This window comes from Neomoorella stamsii (assembly GCF_002995805.1).
Lineage (GTDB): Bacteria > Bacillota > DSM-521 > Neomoorellales > Neomoorellaceae > Neomoorella > Neomoorella stamsii.
Genome location: NZ_PVXL01000043.1, coordinates 89,585 through 110,502, shown reverse-complemented (window position 1 = coordinate 110,502; position 20,918 = coordinate 89,585). Strand labels below are relative to the sequence as shown.

Sequence of the window (20,918 nt, the reverse complement as noted above, 5' to 3'; positions counted from 1 at the left end):
TTCACTTCACCTGTTAGTGCCAAAAAAATTTTGGACGGCAGTTACAGCCTTAGGAAGGGCAAAAACAATTACATGATCACCTGGTGCTATATAATCGTTACCTCCGGGAATTATTATCTCGTCTCCCCTGGCAATGGCGCCGATGATAGCATGGCGGGGAAAGTTGATTTGCTGTATCGGCTTATTGGCCTGACGGCAATTCTGGGGAACGATAAATTCGATCATCTCTGCTTTATCCTGGCCCAATAAGCTGATCGATACAATTTGACCGCGGCGGACAAATTTTAAGATGGTCGCTGCCGTAAGGAGACGCGGGCTAATTACCACATCAATTCCAACCTTTTCCATCAGGCTGGCATAATCCGAACGCCCGACTTTAACAACAGTTTTTTTGGCGCCAAGATGTTTAGCTAACAGGGATACAAGCAAATTTACTTTATCGTCACCGGTAACGGCAGCAAAAACGTCCGCCTGGCCAATATCTTCTTCTTGCAGAAGCCCCAAGTCGCTGCCATCGCCATGGATGATGGTAACATGGGGTAGCTTGTGGCTTAAACTTTCACAAATATGGCGGTCCTTTTCAATAATCTTGATTTCAATCTTTTTACCCAACAGCTTTTGGGCCAAATAGTAAGCCGTCCTGGTACCGCCTAAAATGACGAGCCGCTGGGCGCGGGTACGTTTCTGTCCCAGGAGGTCCTCGACGGGTTCCATTTGCTTGGCCGGAGCCAGGACAAATACTTTATCACCACTAAGGAGGCGATCTTCACCCCTGGGAATTAACATCTCTTCGCCTCGCTGAATGGCTACAATCAAATAAGGGTTAGGCGAAGGTAAATCCTTCAACATTTTATTTACTGCCTGGGCACCAGGTGGTAGAATGAGTTCTAGCATTTGAATTTTACCACCTGCATAATATTCAGATTCAATGGCCTCAGGAGCTTCGACTAATTCAGCAATAGCGTTAGCTGTTACATAATCGGGATTGATAACAAAATCAATACCCAGGTCTTTATCAAAACCAATTTGATTATTTAACAGGTATTCAGGATTACGTATCCTGGCTACAGTTTTCTTTGCTCCTAGCTTTTTGCCAAACAGGCTGGCAACAATATTGACCTCATCATTTTCAGTCACTGCCACTAATAAATCCGTATCTGCTATACCGTTTTCTTTAAGAACGGTAGGGTTAGCACCATTGGCGCACACAGTTTGGACATCCAGTCTTTCTTCAACAGCCCTGATTCTCTCTGCATCTTGCTCAATAACTAAAACATCATGGTTGCTATATGATAGCATTTCAGCCAGCTTAAAACCTACTTTGCCAGCACCGATTATAGTTATGCGCAAGATTAGCACCTCTTTTGAAAAGTGTTAAAAGGGACCCGTTGGCAAGAATGAGCCTATATATTCGATAACGAACCTCAATATTCGATAACGAACCTCAAGTTTCCTGCTATGTTACCCGGAGAGAAAGTCTAAAACCCGGCTTGCTCCAGCCCGTTTCATCTTCTTGCAGGGTCCAAAGGGATGTATTATAATCGGTATATGGGAAAATCAGGTGGTGAAAAAATGGAATACGGAAGTAAAAAGGTGGCGGCGGTGGCCATAAAGATGGCCCTTGCTGAAAACCGGGAAGAAGAAGGTCGGCTAAAGAAAGAATTTGCTGGCGATGGTATCCGGGCGGCAGCCGTTGATTACGGCGGTGAATTTATCAATTCCGTGCAAAAAATCGTTGAAAGAGCAGTAGTGGCGGCCAAAAGGGAAGGGGTCATTAAAGAAACCCACCCCGAGGAAGGTGCCGTTGCCGGGGCAACCCGGGAAGCCCTGTCCCAGATCATGCCCAAGGCCCTGGGTTTAAACGTGGGGGGTAAAATTGGCATTGCCCGCTGGCATGATCACTTGAGTGTGGCCATTTTCTTTGGCATCGGCCTGCTGCACCTGGATGAAGTAGGTATTGGCCTGGGTCACCGGGCCGTCTGAGGGGCAGGATGGCAGGCAGTCTGGTATAAAAATCGCAGGATGGTAGGGGAGAACTATGGAAGAAAAAATTCACGGTTTACCCGGAGCCGGAGGCAAACAGGAAACCGGGGGGACAAAAGTACGGGGCTTACGCGGGGCCGTTGACGTGCCGGAGAATACGGCATCCGCCATTCTTACGGCTACGGAAGGTTTGCTCCGCGAAATAATAGCCCGGAACAGGCTGGCAGTAGAAGATATTATCAGCGCCATTTTTACGGTGACGCCGGATCTCAACGCGGCCTTCCCGGCCGAGGCTGCCCGGCGCCTGGGCTGGCAGGAAGCAGCCTTGTTGTGTGCTACCGAAATACCGGTACCGGGGGGGCTGCCGGGGATTGTCCGCGTTTTAATCCATGCTTATAGCGACCGGGAACCGGTCCACGTTTATCTGGGCCGGGCAGCACAATTACGCCCGGATTTACGTTGAAGCGAAAACAAAACTATTGACAGCCATTTACTATCCATGGTATGCTGTTAGCAACAAAATGAATATAGCTGAGTTGAGCTGAGTGGAGTTGGAGTTGAGCCTGGAGTATAATGAAGGAGAGTATACCAGACCAGGGCTCGCTTGAGCGCTGGTTTTTATTTTGTCTAAAAGGGGAGGAGAGACTGGTGATCCAGCCTGACCGGCAAACCTACCTGGAACTGGCCCGAAGGGTCCCCTATGTTCCCGTCTGGGCCGAAGTCCTGGCCGATACCGAAACCCCCATTTCCCTGTACTTAAGATTGGCCAACAAACCGGACAGCTTTTTGCTGGAAAGTGTTGAGGGCGGGGAGAGGCTGGGTCGCTACTCCCTGATCGGCTTTGATCCCATTCTGACTTTTACAATCCGGGCCGGGAAGGCATATTTAACTGCCCGGGGACAAACTGAGCTCCTCCTAGAAAAGCCGGTGGCGGCTTTACGCCGGTTAATTACGCAATTATCCCTACCGCCGGTTGTTGGGCCTCGTTTCTGCGGGGGATTGGTAGGTTACCTGGGTTACGAACTGGCCCGGGAAATAGAGAGCTTACCCGGCCACGCCGTGGATGACCTGCAACTGCCGGATACTTATCTAACCCTCCACCGGGTATTTCTCATCTATGACCACGTCTTGCGGACAGTACGGGTGGCTTGCCTTGGCCGGGGCGGGGAAGAAGCGGCAGCAGGTTATGAAGAAGCCGTAGCCGCAGTCCGGCGCCTCTTGCAGGCTTTTGATAGGCCTGCAAGATCGTGCCGGCAGGACGGTACCCCCCCCTTTACTGCCGGACCCTGGCAGGCCAATGTAACCCGGCGGGAATTTATCCAGGGAGTAAAAAAAGCCAAAGAATATATCGCTGCTGGGGATATCTTCCAGGTCGTCCTTTCCCAGCGCTTAAGCCTGCCCTTTGCCGGTGATACCCTGGCAGTTTACCGGCGCCTGCGCACCCTTAATCCTTCCCCCTATATGTTTTACCTGAACTTACCGGAAGTAAAACTGGTGGGGGCCTCCCCGGAAATGCTGGTCAGGGTAGAAGGTGGGAAGATTGACTACAGTCCCATTGCCGGTACCCGGCCCCGGGGCCGGACTCCCCGGGAGGACCAGGAGTTAACCCGGGAGCTCCTGGCCAGTGAAAAGGAGCGGGCCGAACATCTAATGCTCCTGGACCTGGGTCGCAACGACATCGGCCGGGTGGCAGCTCCCGGAAGTCTCCAGGTACCCCGGCAAATGGTAGTTGAATATTATTCCCACGTCATGCACCTGGTTTCTAGTATTACTGCCCGCCTGGCGCCGGGCAAGGACGCCCTGGACGCTTTACTCGCCTGTTTCCCGGCGGGTACGGTAACCGGGGCCCCGAAGGTGCGGGCCATGGAGATCATTGCCGAACTGGAGCCAACGGCGCGGGGACCTTATGCCGGTGCCGTGGGGTATCTCGGCCTCCACGGTAACCTTGATACCTGCATTGCCATCCGGACCATTACTTTTACCCGGGGGCAGGCCTTTGTTCAGGCCGGTGCCGGTATAGTTGCCGATTCCGACCCGGCGGGTGAATATGAAGAAACCTTGAATAAAGCCCGGGCTTTGCTTCAGGTGCTGAATACCAGGGGGGAAGAGAATTATGCTGCTAATGATCGATAACTACGACTCCTTTACCTATAACCTGGTCCAGTATTTCCTGGAACTGGGACAGGAGGTGGTGGTACGGCGTAATGACGCCATTACCCTGGAAGAAATTGCTGCCCTGCAGCCTGATTACCTGGTCCTTTCTCCCGGTCCCTGCACGCCCAATGAAGCGGGTATCTCCCTGGCGGCCATAACCGCCTTTGCCGGGAAAATCCCCATCCTGGGGGTTTGCCTGGGACACCAGAGCATAGCCCAGGCCTTTGGCGGCCGGGTAGTGCGGGCCGGGAGGCTAATGCACGGCAAGACCTCAACTATTACCCACGACGGCAAAACTATTTATCGTAACCTACCCAACCCCTTCACTGCCACCCGTTATCATTCCCTGATAGTTGAAGAAGAGACCCTGCCGGGCTGCCTGGAAGTCACAGCCCGCAGCGAAACCGGTGAATTAATGGGCTTGCGCCACCGCCACCTGGCGGTGGAAGGGGTCCAGTTCCACCCGGAATCCATCCTGACGGCGGTGGGCAAGGAATTGCTGCAAAATTTTTTAGAAGTATATGCTAAGCAAGCTTTCATGGAAGCTGGCACCCTTCCGCCTCAAGGCTTAAGTGGAACAAACGAATATAAAGCCAGCTAAACTATCCTTTGCGAGGGGAGATGAGTAGAGTGTTAAAGTCCCTAATTGGCCAGGTAGTAGCTGGCCAGGATTTAAGTGAGACCGAAGCTGAGCAAGCAATGGATAGCATCATGACAGGCGAGGCCACCCCGGCCCAGATAGCTGCCTTCCTTACTGCCCTGCGCTTGAAGGGTGAAACGGTAGAAGAAATCACTGGCTTTGCCCGGAGCATGCGCCGCCGGGCAGCCGGCCTCACCACCCGCCACCAGGTTTTTATTGACACCTGCGGGACCGGCGGTGACGGTCGCCATACTTTTAACATTTCCACCACGGCTGCCTTCGTTATTGCCGGCGCCGGGGTGGCCGTAGCTAAACACGGCAATCGTTCCGTATCCAGCCGTTGCGGCAGCGCCGATGTTCTGGAAGCCCTCGGTATCAAGGTTGACCTGCCGCCGGCAGCCGTGGCCCGCTGCCTGGATGAGGTGGGCATGGCCTTCCTCTTTGCCCCGGTATTTCACGGTGCCATGAAGTATGCCGCCGGCCCGCGCCGGGAAATCGGCATCCGCACCGTCTTTAACCTCCTTGGTCCCCTGACCAACCCGGCCGGTGCCCCCTGTCAGCTGGTGGGCGTCTATGATCCTTCTTTAACGGAAACAGTAGCCGCTGTCCTGGGGCGGCTGGGGAGCCGCCGGGCCTACGTGGTCCACGGCAGCGACGGCCTGGACGAAGTCACCACCACCGGATCTACGAAAATAACCTGCCTGGATCACGGCAGCCTCAGCACTTATACCTTTTATCCCGAGGATGCCGGCCTGCCCCGGGCCGGCTTAGAAGACCTGGCCGGGGGGACGGCAGCCGATAATGCTGCCATTACCCGTTCCGTACTGAAGGGCGAAAAGGGCCCGGCCCGGGACGTAGTTCTCCTCAATGCCGCCTTTGGCCTCCTGGCCGCGGGTGTAGAAAATTCCCTCCCGGCAGCCCTGGCTACAGCTGCAACGAGTATCGATTCCGGCGCCGCCATGGCCAAACTACAGGATATGACGGCCTGGATAGAAAGCTGGGCTGCCTGATGCTGGTGGAGATTTTGGCCCATAAACGCCGGGAAGTGGCGGTTACCAGGGAGCAACGGCCCCTGGCCCGCCTGGAAAGGGAGGTAAAAAATTTACCCTTGACCGGGGATTTTAGCGCCGCCCTGCGGCGCCAGGGAGCCGGCCTGAACCTCATTGCAGAATTAAAGCAGGCTTCGCCTTCCCGGGGCCTGATCCGGGCCGCCTTTGACCTGGAGGAACAGGCCCGACTTTATACAGCTGCCGGGGCGGCAGCCATTTCCGTATTAACAGACTGGCGTTTCTTTAAGGGTAAGCCGGAGTACCTGTCCCGGGTGCGGCAGGTAACCTCCCTGCCTCTACTCCGCAAGGATTTTATTGTTGACCCCTACCAGATTTATGAAGCCCGGGCTTTAGGGGCTGATGCTGTTCTGCTAATTGTTGCTGCCCTGGAGCCGGCAGAACTGCAGGAATACCTGGCCCTGGCAGATAGGCTTAAGCTGGGAGCCCTGGTAGAAGTCCATACGGAGGCAGAAGTTGAAGTAGCCCTCCAGGCCGGCGCCGGGATTATCGGCATCAATAACCGGGATTTACGGACCTTTAAAGTCGACCTGCATACTACCCTTGCTTTACGACCACTGATTCCCCCGGGGCCAGTGGTGGTCAGCGAAAGCGGAATCATGAGCCGGGCCGATGCGGCCCTGGTAGCTGAGGCTGGCGTTGATGCCATCCTGGTGGGGGAAGCCCTGATGACGGCGGGGGATGTCAGGGCCAAAGCTGCGGAGCTATGTCTATCTCAAGAACCTTATGCCGCTATCGTGGTAACATCAGAAGGATGAAAATAACGGGCTGGCATTTGTTTGGAGCGAGCAAAAACAATGCCGGCCTGGAGCGAAGTTATTTTTAGTGTAGAATAACAGCAGGAGTGACGTGATGGTCAGGGTAAAAATTTGCGGCATCCAGAGCTATGAAGAAGCCCGGCTGGTCCTGGACGCCGGCGTCGATACCCTGGGTTTTGTCTTTGCCAGGAGTCCCCGGCAAGTAAACCCGGAAACCGCCCGGGAGATAATAATGAAGCTGCCGCCCTTTACCACGACGGTAGGCGTTTTCGTGAATGAGCCCCGCTACAGCCTTATGGAAATAGCTACCTTCTGCCGCCTGGATGTCCTCCAGCTCCATGGTGATGAGCCGCCGGAATACTGCCGCGGGCTTTCCCAGCGGGTCATTAAAGCCTTCCGGGTACGGGATGCCAGCTTTATCCAGGCCATGGACTCTTACCCGGAGGTACAGGGCTTCCTCCTGGATGCTTACGTCCCGGGGGTTGCCGGCGGCAGCGGCCGGACCTTTAACTGGGAACTGGCCAAAGATGCTGTGGCCCGGGGCCGGCCTATCATCCTGGCCGGGGGCCTGACACCCGAGAACGTTGGCACCGCCATCCGTACCGTGCGGCCCTATGCTGTCGATGTGGCCAGCGGTGTGGAAACAAACGGCCGCAAGGATCCGGTCAAAATAGTTTCTTTTCTCCGGGCTGTGAGGGAAGCTGAAGAGCAGGTCAGCCGTCCAGCCACCGCATCACCCCTAGCGAAGAGGTGAAAATACTGATACGGAGGTAAAAGCAATATGGCATTACCAGACAGCCGGGGGCATTTTGGTCCCTACGGCGGGCGCTTCGTACCCGAAACCCTCATGCCGGCCCTGAGCGAAATCGAAAAGGCATACCGGGAGGCCAGGGAGGATCCCTCCTTTCAAAGGGAATTAAAATATTACCTTGAGCAGTACGCCGGCCGGCCGACACCTCTATATTTCGCAGCCAATCTCACCAGGCACCTGGGCGGGGCCCGGATTTACCTGAAGCGCGAGGATCTTAACCATACCGGTTCCCACAAGCTGAATAACGCCCTGGGCCAGGCTTTGCTCGCCCGGCGCATGGGCAAAAAACGCCTTATTGCCGAAACCGGTGCCGGCCAGCACGGGGTGGCCACAGCCACCGTGGCCGCCCTCCTGGGAATGGAATGCGAAATTTACATGGGGGAAGAAGATACCTGCCGCCAGGCCTTGAATGTCTTCCGCATGGAACTCCTGGGGGCCAGGGTAATCCCCGTGGCAGCCGGTAGCCGAACTTTAAAGGATGCAGTTAATGAAGCCCTGCGGGACTGGGTTACCAATGTCAGGACCACCTATTATCTAATCGGTTCAGTTGTTGGTCCCCACCCCTACCCCATGATGGTCCGGGACTTCCAGGCCGTCATCGGTGAAGAAACGCGGCAGCAGGTCCTGGAGGCTTCAGGCCGCCTGCCAGACCACCTCATTGCCTGTGTAGGGGGGGGCAGCAACGCCATGGGCCTCTTTTATCCCTTTATCCAGGACACCGGTGTCAAGCTGTGGGGCGCCGAGGCGGCTGGCCGTGGGTTAAATACCGGCCGGCATGCAGCCTCGTTAACTGCCGGTAAGCCAGGCGTCTTCCAGGGAGCTTACAGCTATATCATCCAGGACGAAAACGGCCAGATCAAGCCGGTATACTCGCTTTCAGCCGGCCTCGATTATCCCGGCGTAGGACCGGAGCATAGCTACCTTAAAGACAGCGGCCGGGCCACCTATATGGCCATTACCGATGCCGAGGCCCTGGAGGCTTTTCAACTGCTGAGCCGTTCGGAAGGCATCATCCCGGCCCTGGAAAGCGCCCATGCCGTGGCCCTGGCCATGAAAGTGGCCCCCGGGTTATCACAGAAAGAAATTATCGTCGTTAATCTTTCCGGCCGCGGCGATAAGGACGTCCAGCAGGTGGAGGCTGTGCTCCAGGAGGGAGGAAAAAACCATGGGTGTTGAAAGGATCGGCGCGACCTTTGCCGCCCGGGAAAAGGAAGGACGCAAGGCCTTAATCGTCTACCTCTGTGCCGGGGATCCTTCCCTGGAGGTGACGGCGGCGGCCGTTGAGGAACTGGCGGCAACCGGGGTTGATATCATTGAGCTGGGGGTACCCTTCTCCGATCCCGTGGCCGATGGCCCGGTCATCCAGGCCGCCAGCACCCGCGCCCTGGCCGGCGGGACGAATTTAAGGAAGATCCTGGACCTGGTCAAGGATTTGCGTTCCCGGGTGAGCCTGCCCCTGGTCCTCATGAGCTACTACAACCCCCTCCTCCAGTACGGCCTGGCAGCGCTGGCTGCCGACCTGGCCGCTGCCGGGGTAGACGGCCTGATCGTTCCCGACCTGCCCCTGGAAGAAAGCGCCCCTTTACGGGAAAAATTAGAAGCGGTAAAACTAGCGGCCATTCCCCTGGTGGCGCCGACTACGCCGGCAGAACGCCTGCAGCAAATTGCCGCGGCAGCGCAGGGCTTTATCTACTGCGTTTCCCTGACCGGGGTAACCGGGGCCAGGGAAAGCCTGCCCCCCGGGATTGCGGCGTATCTCGCCAGGGTGCGGGAGACAACGGACCTCCCCCTGGGGGTAGGATTCGGAATCAGCCATCCTGAGCAAGCCAGGCTCCTGGCTCCCCTTTGCGACGGCATCATCGTCGGCAGCGCTGTCGTCCAGGCCCTCCATGAAGGAGGCCTGTCGGCAGCCGTGGAAGTTGTCCAAAGCTTACGCCAAGCTATATAAAAATGATAAAAAGGCCCCTTGCCAGGAGGGGGGCACTGTGCTATAGTCTAAATTGTAGTATGGTAGGGTAACACTGCAGGGTTACTTAAAATGGCAGGATGGCAGTACGGCAGGAGAGATGGCACTTGAAAAAACGTCACTCCTGGCGTGGGTGACGTTTTGCTTTTACAGGAGGGTTACAAATGATCATTATCATGGAGCCTGGAGCAACTTTAGAGGAACAGCAGGCGGTGATAGCGCGCCTGGAACGGGAGGGTTTTAAGGTGCACCTTTCCCGGGGAGTAGAACGGACAATAATCGGTGCTATTGGTGATAAGACACGTCTGAAGTCTGAAACCCTGGCCGCCCTGCCCGGGGTGGAAAAGGTGGTGCCCATTTTACAGCCCTACAAGCTGGCCGGCCGGGACTTTCACCCCGAGGACACCGTGGTACCTGTAGGGGATTTGACCGTCGGCGGCCGCCAGGTGCACATAATCGCCGGGCCCTGCGCGGTGGAGAGCCGGGAGCAGCTCCTGGAAACCGCCATGGCCGTACGCGAGGCCGGGGCGACCATGCTGCGGGGGGGCGCCTATAAACCCCGCAGCTCACCTTACTCCTTCCAGGGCCTGGCCGCCAAAGGCCTGGAATTCCTGGCCGAAGCCCGGGAACTTACCGGTTTGCCCGTGGTGACGGAGATCATGGACCCGGCCCTGGTCACCGCAGTCGCGCAGGTTGCCGATGTACTGCAAATAGGTTCCCGAAACATGCAAAACTTTGCCCTGCTCCAGGCCGTGGGCCGCACCCAAAAGCCGGTGCTATTGAAGCGCGGCCTGTCGGCGACCATTGAGGAATGGCTCTTGGCCGCCGAATACATCCTCACTGAAGGTAATAGCCAGGTTATCTTATGCGAACGGGGCATCCGTACTTTTGAGACGTACACCCGTAATACCCTGGATCTGAGTGCCGTACCGGCAGTAAAGCATTTATCCCACCTACCGGTCATTGTCGATCCCAGCCACGGGACCGGGCGCAAGTTTATGGTCGCTCCCATGGCCAGGGCCGCCCTGGCTGCTGGCGCTGACGGCTTAATGATCGAGGTTCACCCCAACCCCCAGGAAGCCCTCTCCGATGGCCCCCAGTCCCTGACACCGGAGCAATTTGCCCGCCTGGTACAGGAAATCCGGCCCATTATCGCTGCCGGCGAGCGGGAACTGGGGCATCTGGTATCATGAAGGCAATAGCTTACCTGGGGCCCCCCGGGACTTTTTCCCATGAGGCTGCAGTTGCCTGGGCACGGCGGGTAGATCGCAACTGGCAGGCAGGGGCGGATACTTTCCTGGCCTGCCTGAGCCTCCCGGAAGTCATGGCCGCAGTCCAAAACCACCAGGCAGGAGCAGGCATTTTACCGGTAGAAAACTCCATCGAAGGAGCGGTGAACCTTACCCTGGACCTGGTCCTGGAGGAAGAAGGGCTACAGGTAATCGGCGAAGTAGTATTGCCGGTCTGCCACTGCCTTTTGGGCCAGGCAGAGGATATGAAAGCAATCCGGGAAGTCTGGTCCCACCCCCAGGCCCTGGCCCAGTGCCGCCATTACCTGGCCACTAACCTCCGTGAAGCAAAACTTAAGGCGGTTACCAGTACGGCTGAGGCTGCCAGGGAGGCCCGCCAGAGGCCGGAACTGGCGGCCATCGCTTCGGCCTTTGCCGCCAGGCTTTACCAGCTACCGGTACTGGCAACAAACATCCAGGATTACCAGGAAAATAAGACGCGCTTCTGGGTCCTGGGCCGGGAGGCACCGTCCCTCCCCGGTCCTTACAAGACCTCCCTGGTGGTGACTGCCCTGGCCAACCGCCCGGGAAGTCTTTATGCTATTTTAAAGGATTTTGCTGAAGCCGGCATTAATTTGACGCGTATTGAATCCCGTCCGACCAAAAAGGAACTGGGGGAATACCTTTTCTTTATTGACTGCGAGGGCAAAGCCACGGCACCACCATTAAAAGAAGTGCTGGCAGGCCTGAAATCCAGGACGGGTTTATTAAAAATCCTGGGATCTTACTCCCAGGACAGGGGGGAAACCAGTTGCAGCTAGTTCCGGGTCCGGTTCCGGTTGCCCCACCGCCAGCAAAGGAAATAAATAGTAACAAACGAGCCGGTCCTCTGGTTGAAAGAGTGGCCATTATCGGCCTGGGCCTCATGGGGGGTTCCCTGGGCCTGGCCCTGCTGCAGGGAGGCCTGGCCCGGGAAGTGGCGGGATATGACCGCGAGGTTGAGGCCATCCAGGCAGCCATGCAACTTGGTGCCATCAACCACCAGGCTACCTGCCCGGAGGAAGCCGTCGCTGGGGCTGAGGTAGTAATTCTGGCCGTACCGGTAGGGGCCTTAAGCCAGGTGGCCGGGGCCATCGCCCCGGCCTTGGCGCCTGGGACCATTGTTACCGACACCGGCAGCGTCAAAGGAGCCGTTGTCCGGGAACTGGAAAGTATTCTTCAGCCCCGGGCCTTTTATGTCGGCGGCCATCCCATGGCCGGATCCGAGCGGGCCGGCATCAAGGCCGCCGACCGCTATCTCCTGGAAAATGCCGTCTATGTATTAACGCCGACCCCGGCCACCGATGCCGGGGCCTTGCAACGCCTGGAAGAGTTGTTTCAGGTGATGGGCTCAAGGGTTATGACCCTGGATCCGGAGGAGCACGACCTGGTGGTGGCCGGGATCAGCCATTTACCCCATCTCTTAGCCGTCAGCCTGATGCAAACTGCTGGCATTCTTTCCCGGGAGCATCCCCTGGCCCTGATGTTGGCTGCCGGGGGGTTCCGGGATACAACCCGCATCGCTGCGGGGGACCCGGTCATGTGGCGGGATATTTTTCTCCACAACCGCCAGGCTATTCTTACTTTGTTAAAATGCTGGCGCCGCCAGGTGGAAGCCCTGGAGGGGATGATTGTCCGTGGTGATGGCGAGGACCTGGAGGCTGCATTACAACAGGCCCGCTCTTTAAGGGCCCAGGTGCCGGTGCGGCAAAAAGGCCTGCTGCCCGCCCTCCATGAACTGGTGGTTACCGTCCCCGACCAGCCGGGGGTTATTGGCGGTATGGCTTCGGTCCTGGGCAATGCCGGTATTAATATTATTGACATCGAAATCCTCCGGGTGCGGGAGGGGGAAGGAGGCAGCATCCGCCTGGGCTTTACCACAGCCGCCGCTGCCTCAAAAGCCCTGGAAATATTACAAAGCAAAGGGATTAATGCCCGGGTGTTGTAAAACGGCTTGACACCGGTAGATATTCCTGGTAGTTTGGAAGGGGAATCAGGAGGAAAAGAATGCAGCTTATTATCAAGCCGCCGCCATCCCTGGCGGGAAGTTTAAGACCGCCGGGGGATAAATCCATTTCCCACCGGGCGGCCATCATCGGGGCCCTGGCCGCAGGGACAACAATTATCGAGGGTTTCCTGGAGGGAGCCGACTGCCTCAGCACTTTAAAATGTCTCAGGGCCCTGGGAGTAGATATCGATGGCCCCCACGAAGGCCGGGTAGTTGTCCGGGGTGATGGGATGGCTTCCTTGCAAGAGCCGGAAGCGATCCTCGATGCCGGCAATTCGGGTACCACCATGCGCCTCCTCCTGGGGGTGCTGGCCGGGCAGCCCTTTTATAGCGTGATTACTGGCGACGCCTCCCTGCGCCGGCGGCCCATGGGCCGGGTGACCCGGCCCCTTGCGGCCATGGGGGCCAGGATCTGGGGACGCCAGGGCGGGGAACTGGCCCCCTTAAGTATCCAGGGTGGTAACCTGCAACCCCTTACCTATACCCTGCCGGTGGCCAGTGCCCAGGTAAAATCGGCCCTGCTCCTGGCCGGCCTTTTTGCCCCCGGGGAGACGGTTATTATTGAACCCTGCCGCTCACGGGATCACAGTGAGCGCCTGCTCAAAGCAGCCGGGGCTGCTATCAAGGTCGAAGGGCTGGCTGTCAGGATCGCAGGCCAGAAGCCCCTTAAGCCATTAACCATCAGCGTTCCAGGGGATATTTCGGCAGCGGCTTTTTTCCTGGTAGCCGGGTGTATCCATCCCCGGGCCAGTATCACCCTGGAAAATGTAAATTTAAACCCCACCCGCACCGGCATCCTGGATGTACTGCTGTCCATGGGGGCGCAAATATCGGTAATGCCCCGGGGCGAGAGCGGCGGCGAGCCGGTCGGTGATATCCAGGCAACCTCCAGCGGCCTCCGGGGTGTGGAGATGGGCGGCGAACTCATTCCCCGCCTCATTGATGAAATACCAGTCCTGGCAGTGGCGGCCGCCCTGGCCGAAGGGGAAACGGTAATCCGCGACGCAGCAGAACTGAAGGTGAAGGAGAGCGACCGCATCACTATGGTGGCCCGCGAGCTGGACAGGATGGGCGCCAATATCCAGGCACGGCCCGATGGTTTCCTGATTAAAGGGGTTAAAGGGGGCCGCCTCCAGGGAACGGTGGTGGACAGTCACGGCGATCACCGCCTGGGAATGGCCCTGGCAGTAGCCGCCCTGGTGGCCGAAGGGCCAACGGTAATCAAGGGCGCTGAATGTATGGCCATTTCTTACCCCCATTTTGTCGCCGACCTGGCCCGGCTGGGGGTAGAAGTCAGGGAAGAAGAGTGAGGAATAAATTGCACGGTAACGTAGCCATCGACGGCCCGGCCGGGGCCGGTAAAAGCACAGTAGCCAGGCTCCTGGCGCAAAAACTGGGTTATCTATACATCGACACCGGGGCCATGTACCGGGCCCTGACCTGGAAGGCCCTGCACCAGGGGATAGACCTGGCCGACGACCGGCAACTGGTTGCCCTGGCAGAGGCAACTACTATCAGGCTGGAAAATACGGCTGCTGGCACAGTGAAGGTTTACTGCGATAGCGAGGAAATTACCGCGGCCATCCGGCAGGAAACTGTTTCCCACCATGTGTCTACCGTCGCCCGGGTCCCAGGGGTGCGGCGGCGGCTGGTGGAGCTACAGCGGCAGATGGCCACCTCCAACCGGGTGGTCATGGACGGCCGCGATATCGGGACCAATGTTTTGCCGGAAGCGCCTTACAAGTTTTTCCTGACGGCTTCCCTGGAAGAGAGGGCGCGGCGGCGTTACCAGGAACTCATAGCTTCTGGCCGGCCGGTAGACCTGGAAACCATAAAGGAAGAAATCCGCCGGCGGGATGCCCAGGATAGCCAGCGTGAAGTTGACCCCTTGCAGCCAGCGCCCGACGCCGTGATCATTGATACCACTAATATGAAAGTTACAGAAGTAGTGGCTAAAATGCTGGATCTAATCCAGGTCCCTCATGGGGTTAATGCCCCCGCAAGCAAACCATGAAAAAAGGAATAAGGCTGGCTTTTGTTTGGACGAGCGAGTTTCTACGGAGCGGTTTAAGCGGCCCAGGCGAAGCAACAAAGTTACATTTTCAGGGGAGTCCTCCAAGTGTTTTACCAGTTCGCTAAATTTGTCTGTTATCTCTTCTTGCGCTTCTTCTGCCGCTGGGAAGTTCAGGGACGGGAAAACTTCCCCCTTGAGGGACCGGTTATTGTCATTGCTAATCATATTTCCTACCTGGACCCGGTGGCAGTCGGCGTGGCTGCCCCCCGGACGGTGCGCTTTATGGCCAAGGAAGAACTTTTCCATATTCCCATAGTTAACTGGATTATCACGGGGCTGCACGCCTTCCCCGTCCGCCGGGGGCGTTCCGACCGGGCGGCTTTAAAAGCAGCCCTGGAGGTCCTCCATGACGGCCAGGTCCTCGGCATGTTTCCCGAAGGCACCCGCAGCAAGGACGGCCGGCTGCTCCCTTTCCAGCATGGCGCCGCCCTGCTGGCCTTGAAAACCGGTGCCCCCTTACTGCCGGTGGCCGTAAAAAATACCAATAGAGTCTTTCGTGGCGGCAGGATTAAAGTGATCATCGGCCAGCCTTTAAAATTTGAGACTGCAGGTCCAAGTACACCCCAGCAGGTCCAGGACCTGACGGTTGCCGCTTACCAGGCAGTAGCCAAAATGCTGGCTTAAGGCCAGCTTTTTTTAATGGCAGGCAGGATTTTGCGCCTTTTTCGCGAAATGTAAATAATGTTTGGCTGGAATTAGCAAACTAAATTTTAGCCCTGATCCAGGAGAAGAGCTTTAGTGGATGTGATTGTAGCTGATTATGCAGGTTTTTGTTTTGGCGTCACGCGGGCCGTAAAACAAGCCAGGGAGGCTCCCAAACCAGTCGCCTCCCTGGGGGCCCTAATCCATAACCGGCAGGTAGTGGAACAGCTGGCCAGGGAAGGTGTCCACCCAGTAAATTCCCTGGAAGAAGTAGATAGCGGCCGGGTATTAATTCGTTCCCACGGCGTGACGCCAGAAATTTTAGCCGCGGCCCGGGAAAAGGGCCTGGAGATTATCGACGCTACCTGCCCCTACGTAGCCCGGGCCCAGCGCTTGGCCAGGAAACTGGCTGGTGAAGGTTACCAGGTAATAATTGTAGGTGATCCTGGACACCCCGAGGTTAAAGGGTTGCTCGGCTGGGCCGGTCCAGGGGCAGTAGTAGTTCCCCATAAAGAAGCAGCAGCAAACCTGCCATTTCACCCCCGGCGGGCGGTTTTAGCCCAGACCACCCAGCCGGAGGAGAAGCTGAAGGAAGTTGCCGCTGCTTTACGTTCCAATACGGATACTCTGGTAGTACACAATACCGTTTGCCAGGCTACCCGCCAGCGCCAGGAAGCAGCAGTTAACCTTGCGCGCCAGGTAGACGTAATGGTGGTAGTCGGCGGTAAGGAGAGCGCCAATACCCGCCACCTGGCAGAACTCTGCCGGGCTACGGGGACGCCGACCTACCACGTGGAAAGGGCCGGGGAGTTGTGTCGCCAGTGGTTTATAAATGCCCGGAGGGTCGGGGTCACAGGTGGCGCTTCGACCCCAGCGTGGATTATTGAGGAGGTAGTAGTAATGCTGGCTGAAGAGGAAAAGGTAATGTTTCCAGAAGACGAAAAGGAACCGGTAAAGGCACCGGAAGGGGCCGACTTTGCGCCGGCCGGGGAAAATAACGAGATTGAGGTGGAACCGGAAGCCAGTCCTGACGTTCCAACTGCAGAGGCAGAGGACACCGCGGTAGCAGCAGGAGCCGTAGCCGGCCCGGCAGAACCGGCAATTGAGGAACCTGCTGCTCCCGGAGAACAGCAAGAAGAACAGAAAAATGAAATGCAACAAATGGAAGCAAAAATGCCTGAACTGCGTCGGGGCAGTATTGTCACAGGTACAGTAGTCCAGGTCAACGATAATGAGGTCCTGGTGGATGTAGGGGGTAAGTGCGAGGGGATTATTCCTTTAAATGAACTCTCGCACCGTAATATAAGCGACCCCCGTGAAGTAGTAGCCGTAGGCGATACCATCAATGTCATGGTTTTAAAGCCCGAAAACGAGGAAGGCCATCCCGTTTTATCCAAGCGCCGCGCCGACCGCCGGGCTGCCTGGGAGAAGCTGGAGGAATACCTGGCCAGCGGCGCTGAACTCCAGGGCGAAGTTATCGAAGTAGTTAAAGGCGGCTTACTGGTCGATGTAGGCGTCAGGGGCTTCATCCCCGCTTCCCTCATAGAAAGGGGTTACGTTGAAGATTTAAACGCCTACCTGGGTAAAACTTTACGCCTGCGGGTTATCGAACTGGACCGCAGCAAGAATAAAGTTGTCCTTTCCCAGAAGGCCATCCTGGAAGAAGAGTATGAAAAACAACGCCAGGCTACCTGGGACAGCCTGGAGATAGGCCAGGTCCGTAAAGGCGTAGTCCGGCGGCTGACCAACTTTGGCGCCTTTGTCGACCTGGGCGGTGTTGATGGCCTCCTCCATGTCTCAGAAATTTCCTGGGGCCGGGTGGAACATCCCCGGGATGCCCTGGCGGAAGGCCAGGAAATCGAAGTAAAAATCCTGGGTATCGATAGGGAAGAAGGCAAAGTTTCCCTAGGTCGCAAACAACTCCTGCCCAATCCGTGGGATACGGCTGCCGAGCGTTATCCGGTGGGGACGGTTGTAGAAGGTAAAGTTTTGCGCCTGGCCCCCTTTGGCGCCTTTGTGGAAGTCGAACCGGGTATTGAGGGCCTGGTGCATATCTCCCAGCTGGCCGACCGTCACGTGGAAAAACCTGAGGATGTGGTGAACGCAGGAGAGGTCATCCCGGTTAAAGTCCTGGGGGTAGACAAGGAAGCCCATCGCATGAGCCTGAGTCTCCGCCAGGCTCTCCGGGACAAGGCCAAAAAGCAGCCCAGGCAGGTGGAAAAACTCCAGGAAAGCCATGATGACAGCGGTGTTAAACTGGGTGACCTGTTTGGGGAGCTTTTTGAAGAGGCAAAATGAAACGCGAGGCGTAAGGGGATGCCAGAGACTATCGCGGGGAGGGGCCAGCGCAAGCTGGAGCACCTGCGTTTATTCCAGCAAGACTGTAGCGGCACCAGCGGCCTGGAGGATGTCCATTTAATCCACCAGGCCCTGCCGGAACTCGACTGGATGGATATTGATCTTAGCTGCCGGTGGCTGGGGAAAACCCTGGCCGCCCCTTTTATTATTAATGCCCTTACGGGCGGCCCTCCCGAAACAAAGACCATCAATGCCGCCCTGGCCAGGGTGGCCCGGCGAACTGGCATCGCCCTGGCCGTAGGCTCCCAGAAGGCAGCCATAGAAAATAAAGCCTGGGTAGAAAGTTTCGCCATTACCCGCCGGGAAAATCCGGAAGGCTTAATCCTGGCCAATCTGGGGGCCGGTAATTCCCCAGACGCTGCCCGGGAAGCGGTAGCCATGATCGCTGCCGACGGTTTACAGGTACACCTCAATGCTGCCCAGGAACTGGTCATGCCGGAGGGCGACCGTTCCTTCCGGGGCTGGCTGGAGAATATCCAGGCCATGGTAAACTCCCTGGACGTACCCGTTATTGCTAAAGAAGTGGGCTTTGGCCTGTCCCGGGAAGCAGCATTACAGCTATATCATGCTGGTGTCCGTATCCTGGATGTCGGCGGCCGCGGCGGGACTGATTTTGCCGCTATTGAAAATAAGCGCCGGGACCGCCAGATTGCGGCCCTGGCCCAGTGGGGCCTGCCCACGGCGGTAAGTATCCTGGAAGTTAAGGAACTGGGCCTGCCGGTGGAGATTGTAGCCACCGGCGGTATCCGCAGTGCCCTGGATGCCGCCCGGGCCCTGGCCCTGGGTGCGAAAATTGTTGGTGCAGCCGGCCATTTCTTAAAAATTCTCCTGGAGCGGGGTGAAGAGGCCCTGGCGCAGGAGATTTTCAGCTGGCAGGAAGATTTAAAACGCATTTGCCTTTTAACTGGTTGCGCCACCCCGGCGGAACTGGCATCTAAACCACTGGTCATTACCGGGCGGACAAAAGCCTGGCTGGAAGGTATCCAGCGCCGGTAGGGAGCAGGCATTATCTCGTGGGTACCAAACACTCTGTGGTCCTTCTGAGCAGTGCGGGGCCTATTCAACACCAGATCCACCGTCCATTATTGACGGTGGATTTTTTATCTCCCGGCCGGTCGCGGTATATTTCTTACCTGACGGGGAAATCTAACCCTGGAAGGTGATTAATCATGACGGGATATACCATTGGTGTTTTACTTTTAGTCATTGTCTTTGGCCTGGTCTATTTTGGCTTGGCCCACAGGGTCCTGGACCGCCTTTATTTAAGCGACCGGGCTGCTCTGGCCCTCATTGTCGCTATGATTGTCGGGAGCTTTATCAATATCCCTATATCTAGCGGGCGAGTAGTTACTTCTGTTAATGTCGGGGGTGGCCTGATACCCTTTGGCCTGGCCATCTACGTCTTGTACCGGGCCGGAACCGCACGGGAAGTAGGGCGAGCTTTGCTGGGGGCAGTAATTACCGCTGCCGTACTTTTTGGCATCAGCCTAGTTACCCGGGGCCGGGAAGCCTGGAATGTTTACGGCCTTAGCCTCCTGGACCCCCTTTACTATTATCCCCTCATCGCCGGTGTAGTCGCCTACCTGGTGGGCCGCTCCCGCCGGGCAGCCTTTGTTGGTGCCATTCTGGGAGTGCTGCTGCTGGATGTCGTCGACCTCTTTTTCTACCTGAGCCGGGGGTTAAGGGGAACGGTAGCCTTCGGTGGGGCTGGCATTATCGATGTTACCTTTATGGCCGCCGTTGTGGCCGTGCTCCTGGCCGAGTTAATCGGTGAAGTGCGGGAAAGGGTCCAGGGTGGCCCGGAAACGACCGGCCATTCCCGTTCCTTACTGTCCAGCTTACAGGGACCATCATTAAAACCTTTAACAGCTAACAAACATGATACAAAGGATAACGGTGGTGAACAGGGTGAATAAATTAAGCCGGTCCCATAGTTTACGGGGTGGATTAATCCTTCTGGTCTTTGCCTTAGCCCTGGTGGGTGCCCTTACCTTCCAGGAAAACCGGCGGGGAGCTGTCACCAGGGTGTTTAGCCTGGCCAACTTAATAAGCAAAACTCATACCGAAGGCCAGTATTCCATTTTAGTTGACGAACAGGGCCGGGTCCTGGATATGATGGCCCGCCGGGTTTACATTAACGATGAGTTTATTGCCGCCGACAATCGTCGTTATAAGGTAATTCGCGTTGAAGGCAACAAGGCTATCTGCCGGGAAATAGGTATAGAGCAACTTTCCCAGGCGGGAGGAGAGGTTGCTGTTCCGGCCGGGGCAACTGTCCCGGTTCAGGCCGGAGGCAGCCAGGTAATCGGCGTTTACCATTCCCATGATGATGAATCCTATGTACCCAGCCAGGGTACAGAGAGTATACCCGGCCGCGGCGGTATCCTGCAGGTTGGTACGGTCTTTGCCAACCGCCTGCGCAGCCTGGGCTTAACTGTAATAGAAGACCAGACTTCCCATGCTCCCCATGATGACGCGTCCTACCGGCGCTCCCGCCGTACAGCCATGGGTTTACTGCAAAAGGGAGCGGCAGCCATCTTTGACCTGCACCGGGACGGCGTACCTGACCCCACCTTTTACCGCCGCACCATTAATGGCCAGGATGTAAGTATGATCCGTCTGGTCGTCGGCCGGGAGAATCAGAATATGAGTGCCAACCTGGATTTTGCCAAGCGGCTTAAGGCTGCAGCAGATGCCAGGTACCCGGGATTGATCAGGGGGATTTTCATCGGTGCCGGCAGCTATAACCAGGACCTTTCACCCCGGGCCATGCTCCTGGAAGTCGGTACCCATACCAACACCCTGGCTGAAGCCGAACGAGGGGCAACTCTCTTTGCCGACGTCGTGCCTCCTGTCCTGGGGGTGGCGGCCCGGCCCACGGCCGCCCGGACTCCCAGCACTACTGCCGACTGGAAGGGAGTCCTCTTTGTTATCCTGGCTTTCGCCCTTGGCGGCGGCGCTTTCCTAATTATTTCTACCGGAAGTTGGGAAAAGGCCGTGGCCCGACTTAAGCAGTTTACTTCGATAGAGTGGGTCAATTTACTGGGCTGGCGGCGGTCAAGGAGGCCTTTGTTGACCAGGGAAGCAGGACAGAGACCCGGCAACCAGAAGGAAATGGTGAAGCTGGACAAGAAACCTGCTTTGGAGTCAACGCCCAACGATGAACGGGCCGACTGGCAAAAGGACTAA

20 protein-coding genes are annotated in these 20,918 nt (G+C 57.0%); 19 read left to right on the top strand and 1 reads right to left on the bottom strand.

Going from position 1 to position 20,918, the window contains the following annotated elements:
- Positions 1 to 6: 6 nt before the first annotated feature.
- Positions 7 to 1,350: a Trk system potassium transporter TrkA gene (gene trkA, locus MOST_RS08020; RefSeq protein WP_054938444.1), complete on the bottom strand. Its 1,344-nt coding sequence runs from the start codon at positions 1,348 to 1,350 to the stop codon at positions 7 to 9.
- A 222-nt stretch (positions 1,351 to 1,572) separates the two neighbouring features.
- Between trkA and MOST_RS08015 the strand changes: the two genes are divergently transcribed.
- The 19 genes from MOST_RS08015 to spoIIP all read left to right on the top strand — a co-directional run bounded on the left by MOST_RS08015 (position 1,573) and on the right by spoIIP (position 20,918).
- A complete protein-coding gene (locus tag MOST_RS08015) occupies positions 1,573 to 1,983 on the top strand; it encodes a HutP family protein (protein WP_054938456.1) in 411 nt (136 codons plus the stop codon).
- 55 nt (positions 1,984 to 2,038) lie between these two features.
- Positions 2,039 to 2,446: a chorismate mutase gene (gene aroH / locus MOST_RS08010; RefSeq protein ID WP_054938445.1), complete on the top strand. Its 408-nt coding sequence runs from the start codon at positions 2,039 to 2,041 to the stop codon at positions 2,444 to 2,446.
- Positions 2,447 to 2,631: 185 nt separating this feature from the next.
- Positions 2,632 to 4,116 carry an anthranilate synthase component I gene (gene trpE, locus MOST_RS08005; RefSeq protein ID WP_054938446.1) on the top strand — a complete coding sequence of 495 codons (1,485 nt, stop codon included), beginning with the start codon at positions 2,632 to 2,634 and terminating at the stop codon, positions 4,114 to 4,116.
- Entirely contained in the window at positions 4,097 to 4,738 is a 642-nt protein-coding gene (gene pabA / locus MOST_RS08000) for an aminodeoxychorismate/anthranilate synthase component II (protein ID WP_244267305.1), read from the top strand. The genes trpE and pabA overlap by 20 nt, the downstream gene beginning before the upstream one ends.
- 29 nt (positions 4,739 to 4,767) lie before the next feature.
- Positions 4,768 to 5,787: an anthranilate phosphoribosyltransferase gene (gene trpD / locus MOST_RS07995; RefSeq protein ID WP_054938447.1), complete on the top strand. Its 1,020-nt coding sequence runs from the start codon at positions 4,768 to 4,770 to the stop codon at positions 5,785 to 5,787.
- Complete coding sequence (trpC, locus tag MOST_RS07990; RefSeq protein ID WP_054938448.1) at positions 5,787 to 6,602, top strand: indole-3-glycerol phosphate synthase TrpC; 816 nt, start codon at positions 5,787 to 5,789, stop codon at positions 6,600 to 6,602. Before trpD ends, trpC begins: the two co-directional genes overlap by 1 nt.
- Before the next feature lie 94 nt (positions 6,603 to 6,696).
- The gene (locus tag MOST_RS07985) at positions 6,697 to 7,356 is read left to right on the top strand and encodes a phosphoribosylanthranilate isomerase (RefSeq protein WP_054938449.1); all 660 of its coding nucleotides are present in this window, start codon (positions 6,697 to 6,699) and stop codon (positions 7,354 to 7,356) included.
- A 27-nt stretch (positions 7,357 to 7,383) separates the two neighbouring features.
- Positions 7,384 to 8,589 carry a tryptophan synthase subunit beta gene (trpB, locus tag MOST_RS07980; protein WP_054938450.1) on the top strand — a complete coding sequence of 402 codons (1,206 nt, stop codon included), beginning with the start codon at positions 7,384 to 7,386 and terminating at the stop codon, positions 8,587 to 8,589.
- Positions 8,579 to 9,361, top strand: a complete 783-nt coding sequence (gene trpA / locus MOST_RS07975) for a tryptophan synthase subunit alpha (protein ID WP_054938451.1) — start codon at positions 8,579 to 8,581, stop codon at positions 9,359 to 9,361. The genes trpB and trpA overlap by 11 nt, the downstream gene beginning before the upstream one ends.
- Positions 9,362 to 9,543: 182 nt before the next feature.
- Entirely contained in the window at positions 9,544 to 10,572 is a 1,029-nt protein-coding gene (aroF, locus tag MOST_RS07970) for a 3-deoxy-7-phosphoheptulonate synthase (protein WP_054938452.1), read from the top strand.
- Positions 10,569 to 11,429, top strand: coding sequence for a prephenate dehydratase (gene pheA, locus MOST_RS07965; protein WP_054938453.1), 861 nt, complete (start codon positions 10,569 to 10,571; stop codon positions 11,427 to 11,429). Before aroF ends, pheA begins: the two co-directional genes overlap by 4 nt.
- Positions 11,420 to 12,595: a prephenate dehydrogenase gene (locus MOST_RS07960; protein WP_208974897.1), complete on the top strand. Its 1,176-nt coding sequence runs from the start codon at positions 11,420 to 11,422 to the stop codon at positions 12,593 to 12,595. The genes pheA and MOST_RS07960 overlap by 10 nt, the downstream gene beginning before the upstream one ends.
- A 59-nt stretch (positions 12,596 to 12,654) precedes the next feature.
- The gene (gene aroA / locus MOST_RS07955; RefSeq protein ID WP_054938454.1) at positions 12,655 to 13,965 is read left to right on the top strand and encodes a 3-phosphoshikimate 1-carboxyvinyltransferase; all 1,311 of its coding nucleotides are present in this window, start codon (positions 12,655 to 12,657) and stop codon (positions 13,963 to 13,965) included.
- An 8-nt stretch (positions 13,966 to 13,973) separates the two neighbouring features.
- Positions 13,974 to 14,669: a (d)CMP kinase gene (gene cmk, locus MOST_RS07950; protein WP_245909664.1), complete on the top strand. Its 696-nt coding sequence runs from the start codon at positions 13,974 to 13,976 to the stop codon at positions 14,667 to 14,669.
- Positions 14,670 to 14,774: 105 nt separating this feature from the next.
- Positions 14,775 to 15,353, top strand: a complete 579-nt coding sequence (locus MOST_RS07945; RefSeq protein ID WP_054936847.1) for a lysophospholipid acyltransferase family protein — start codon at positions 14,775 to 14,777, stop codon at positions 15,351 to 15,353.
- A gap of 114 nt (positions 15,354 to 15,467) precedes the next feature.
- Positions 15,468 to 17,669 (top strand): bifunctional 4-hydroxy-3-methylbut-2-enyl diphosphate reductase/30S ribosomal protein S1, encoded by a 2,202-nt coding sequence (locus MOST_RS07940; RefSeq protein WP_054936846.1) that lies wholly within the window; start codon positions 15,468 to 15,470, stop codon positions 17,667 to 17,669.
- 18 nt (positions 17,670 to 17,687) lie between these two features.
- The gene (fni, locus tag MOST_RS07935; RefSeq protein ID WP_054936845.1) at positions 17,688 to 18,725 is read left to right on the top strand and encodes a type 2 isopentenyl-diphosphate Delta-isomerase; all 1,038 of its coding nucleotides are present in this window, start codon (positions 17,688 to 17,690) and stop codon (positions 18,723 to 18,725) included.
- Between the two features lie 173 nt (positions 18,726 to 18,898).
- Positions 18,899 to 19,645, top strand: coding sequence for a DUF1614 domain-containing protein (locus MOST_RS07930; protein ID WP_054936844.1), 747 nt, complete (start codon positions 18,899 to 18,901; stop codon positions 19,643 to 19,645).
- A complete protein-coding gene (gene spoIIP, locus MOST_RS07925) occupies positions 19,638 to 20,918 on the top strand; it encodes a stage II sporulation protein P (RefSeq protein ID WP_054936843.1) in 1,281 nt (426 codons plus the stop codon). The genes MOST_RS07930 and spoIIP overlap by 8 nt, the downstream gene beginning before the upstream one ends.

Coding starts and splice junctions, on each gene's coding strand:
- MOST_RS08015 (WP_054938456.1), top strand. CDS start 1,573: ATGGAATACGGAAGTAAAAAGGTGGCGGCGGTGGCCATAAAGATGGCC.
- aroH (WP_054938445.1), top strand. CDS start 2,039: ATGGAAGAAAAAATTCACGGTTTACCCGGAGCCGGAGGCAAACAGGAA.
- pabA (WP_244267305.1), top strand. CDS start 4,097: ATGCTGCTAATGATCGATAACTACGACTCCTTTACCTATAACCTGGTC.
- trpC (WP_054938448.1), top strand. CDS start 5,787: ATGCTGGTGGAGATTTTGGCCCATAAACGCCGGGAAGTGGCGGTTACC.
- MOST_RS07985 (WP_054938449.1), top strand. CDS start 6,697: ATGGTCAGGGTAAAAATTTGCGGCATCCAGAGCTATGAAGAAGCCCGG.
- trpB (WP_054938450.1), top strand. CDS start 7,384: ATGGCATTACCAGACAGCCGGGGGCATTTTGGTCCCTACGGCGGGCGC.
- trpA (WP_054938451.1), top strand. CDS start 8,579: ATGGGTGTTGAAAGGATCGGCGCGACCTTTGCCGCCCGGGAAAAGGAA.
- aroF (WP_054938452.1), top strand. CDS start 9,544: ATGATCATTATCATGGAGCCTGGAGCAACTTTAGAGGAACAGCAGGCG.
- pheA (WP_054938453.1), top strand. CDS start 10,569: ATGAAGGCAATAGCTTACCTGGGGCCCCCCGGGACTTTTTCCCATGAG.
- aroA (WP_054938454.1), top strand. CDS start 12,655: ATGCAGCTTATTATCAAGCCGCCGCCATCCCTGGCGGGAAGTTTAAGA.
- fni (WP_054936845.1), top strand. CDS start 17,688: ATGCCAGAGACTATCGCGGGGAGGGGCCAGCGCAAGCTGGAGCACCTG.
- MOST_RS07930 (WP_054936844.1), top strand. CDS start 18,899: ATGACGGGATATACCATTGGTGTTTTACTTTTAGTCATTGTCTTTGGC.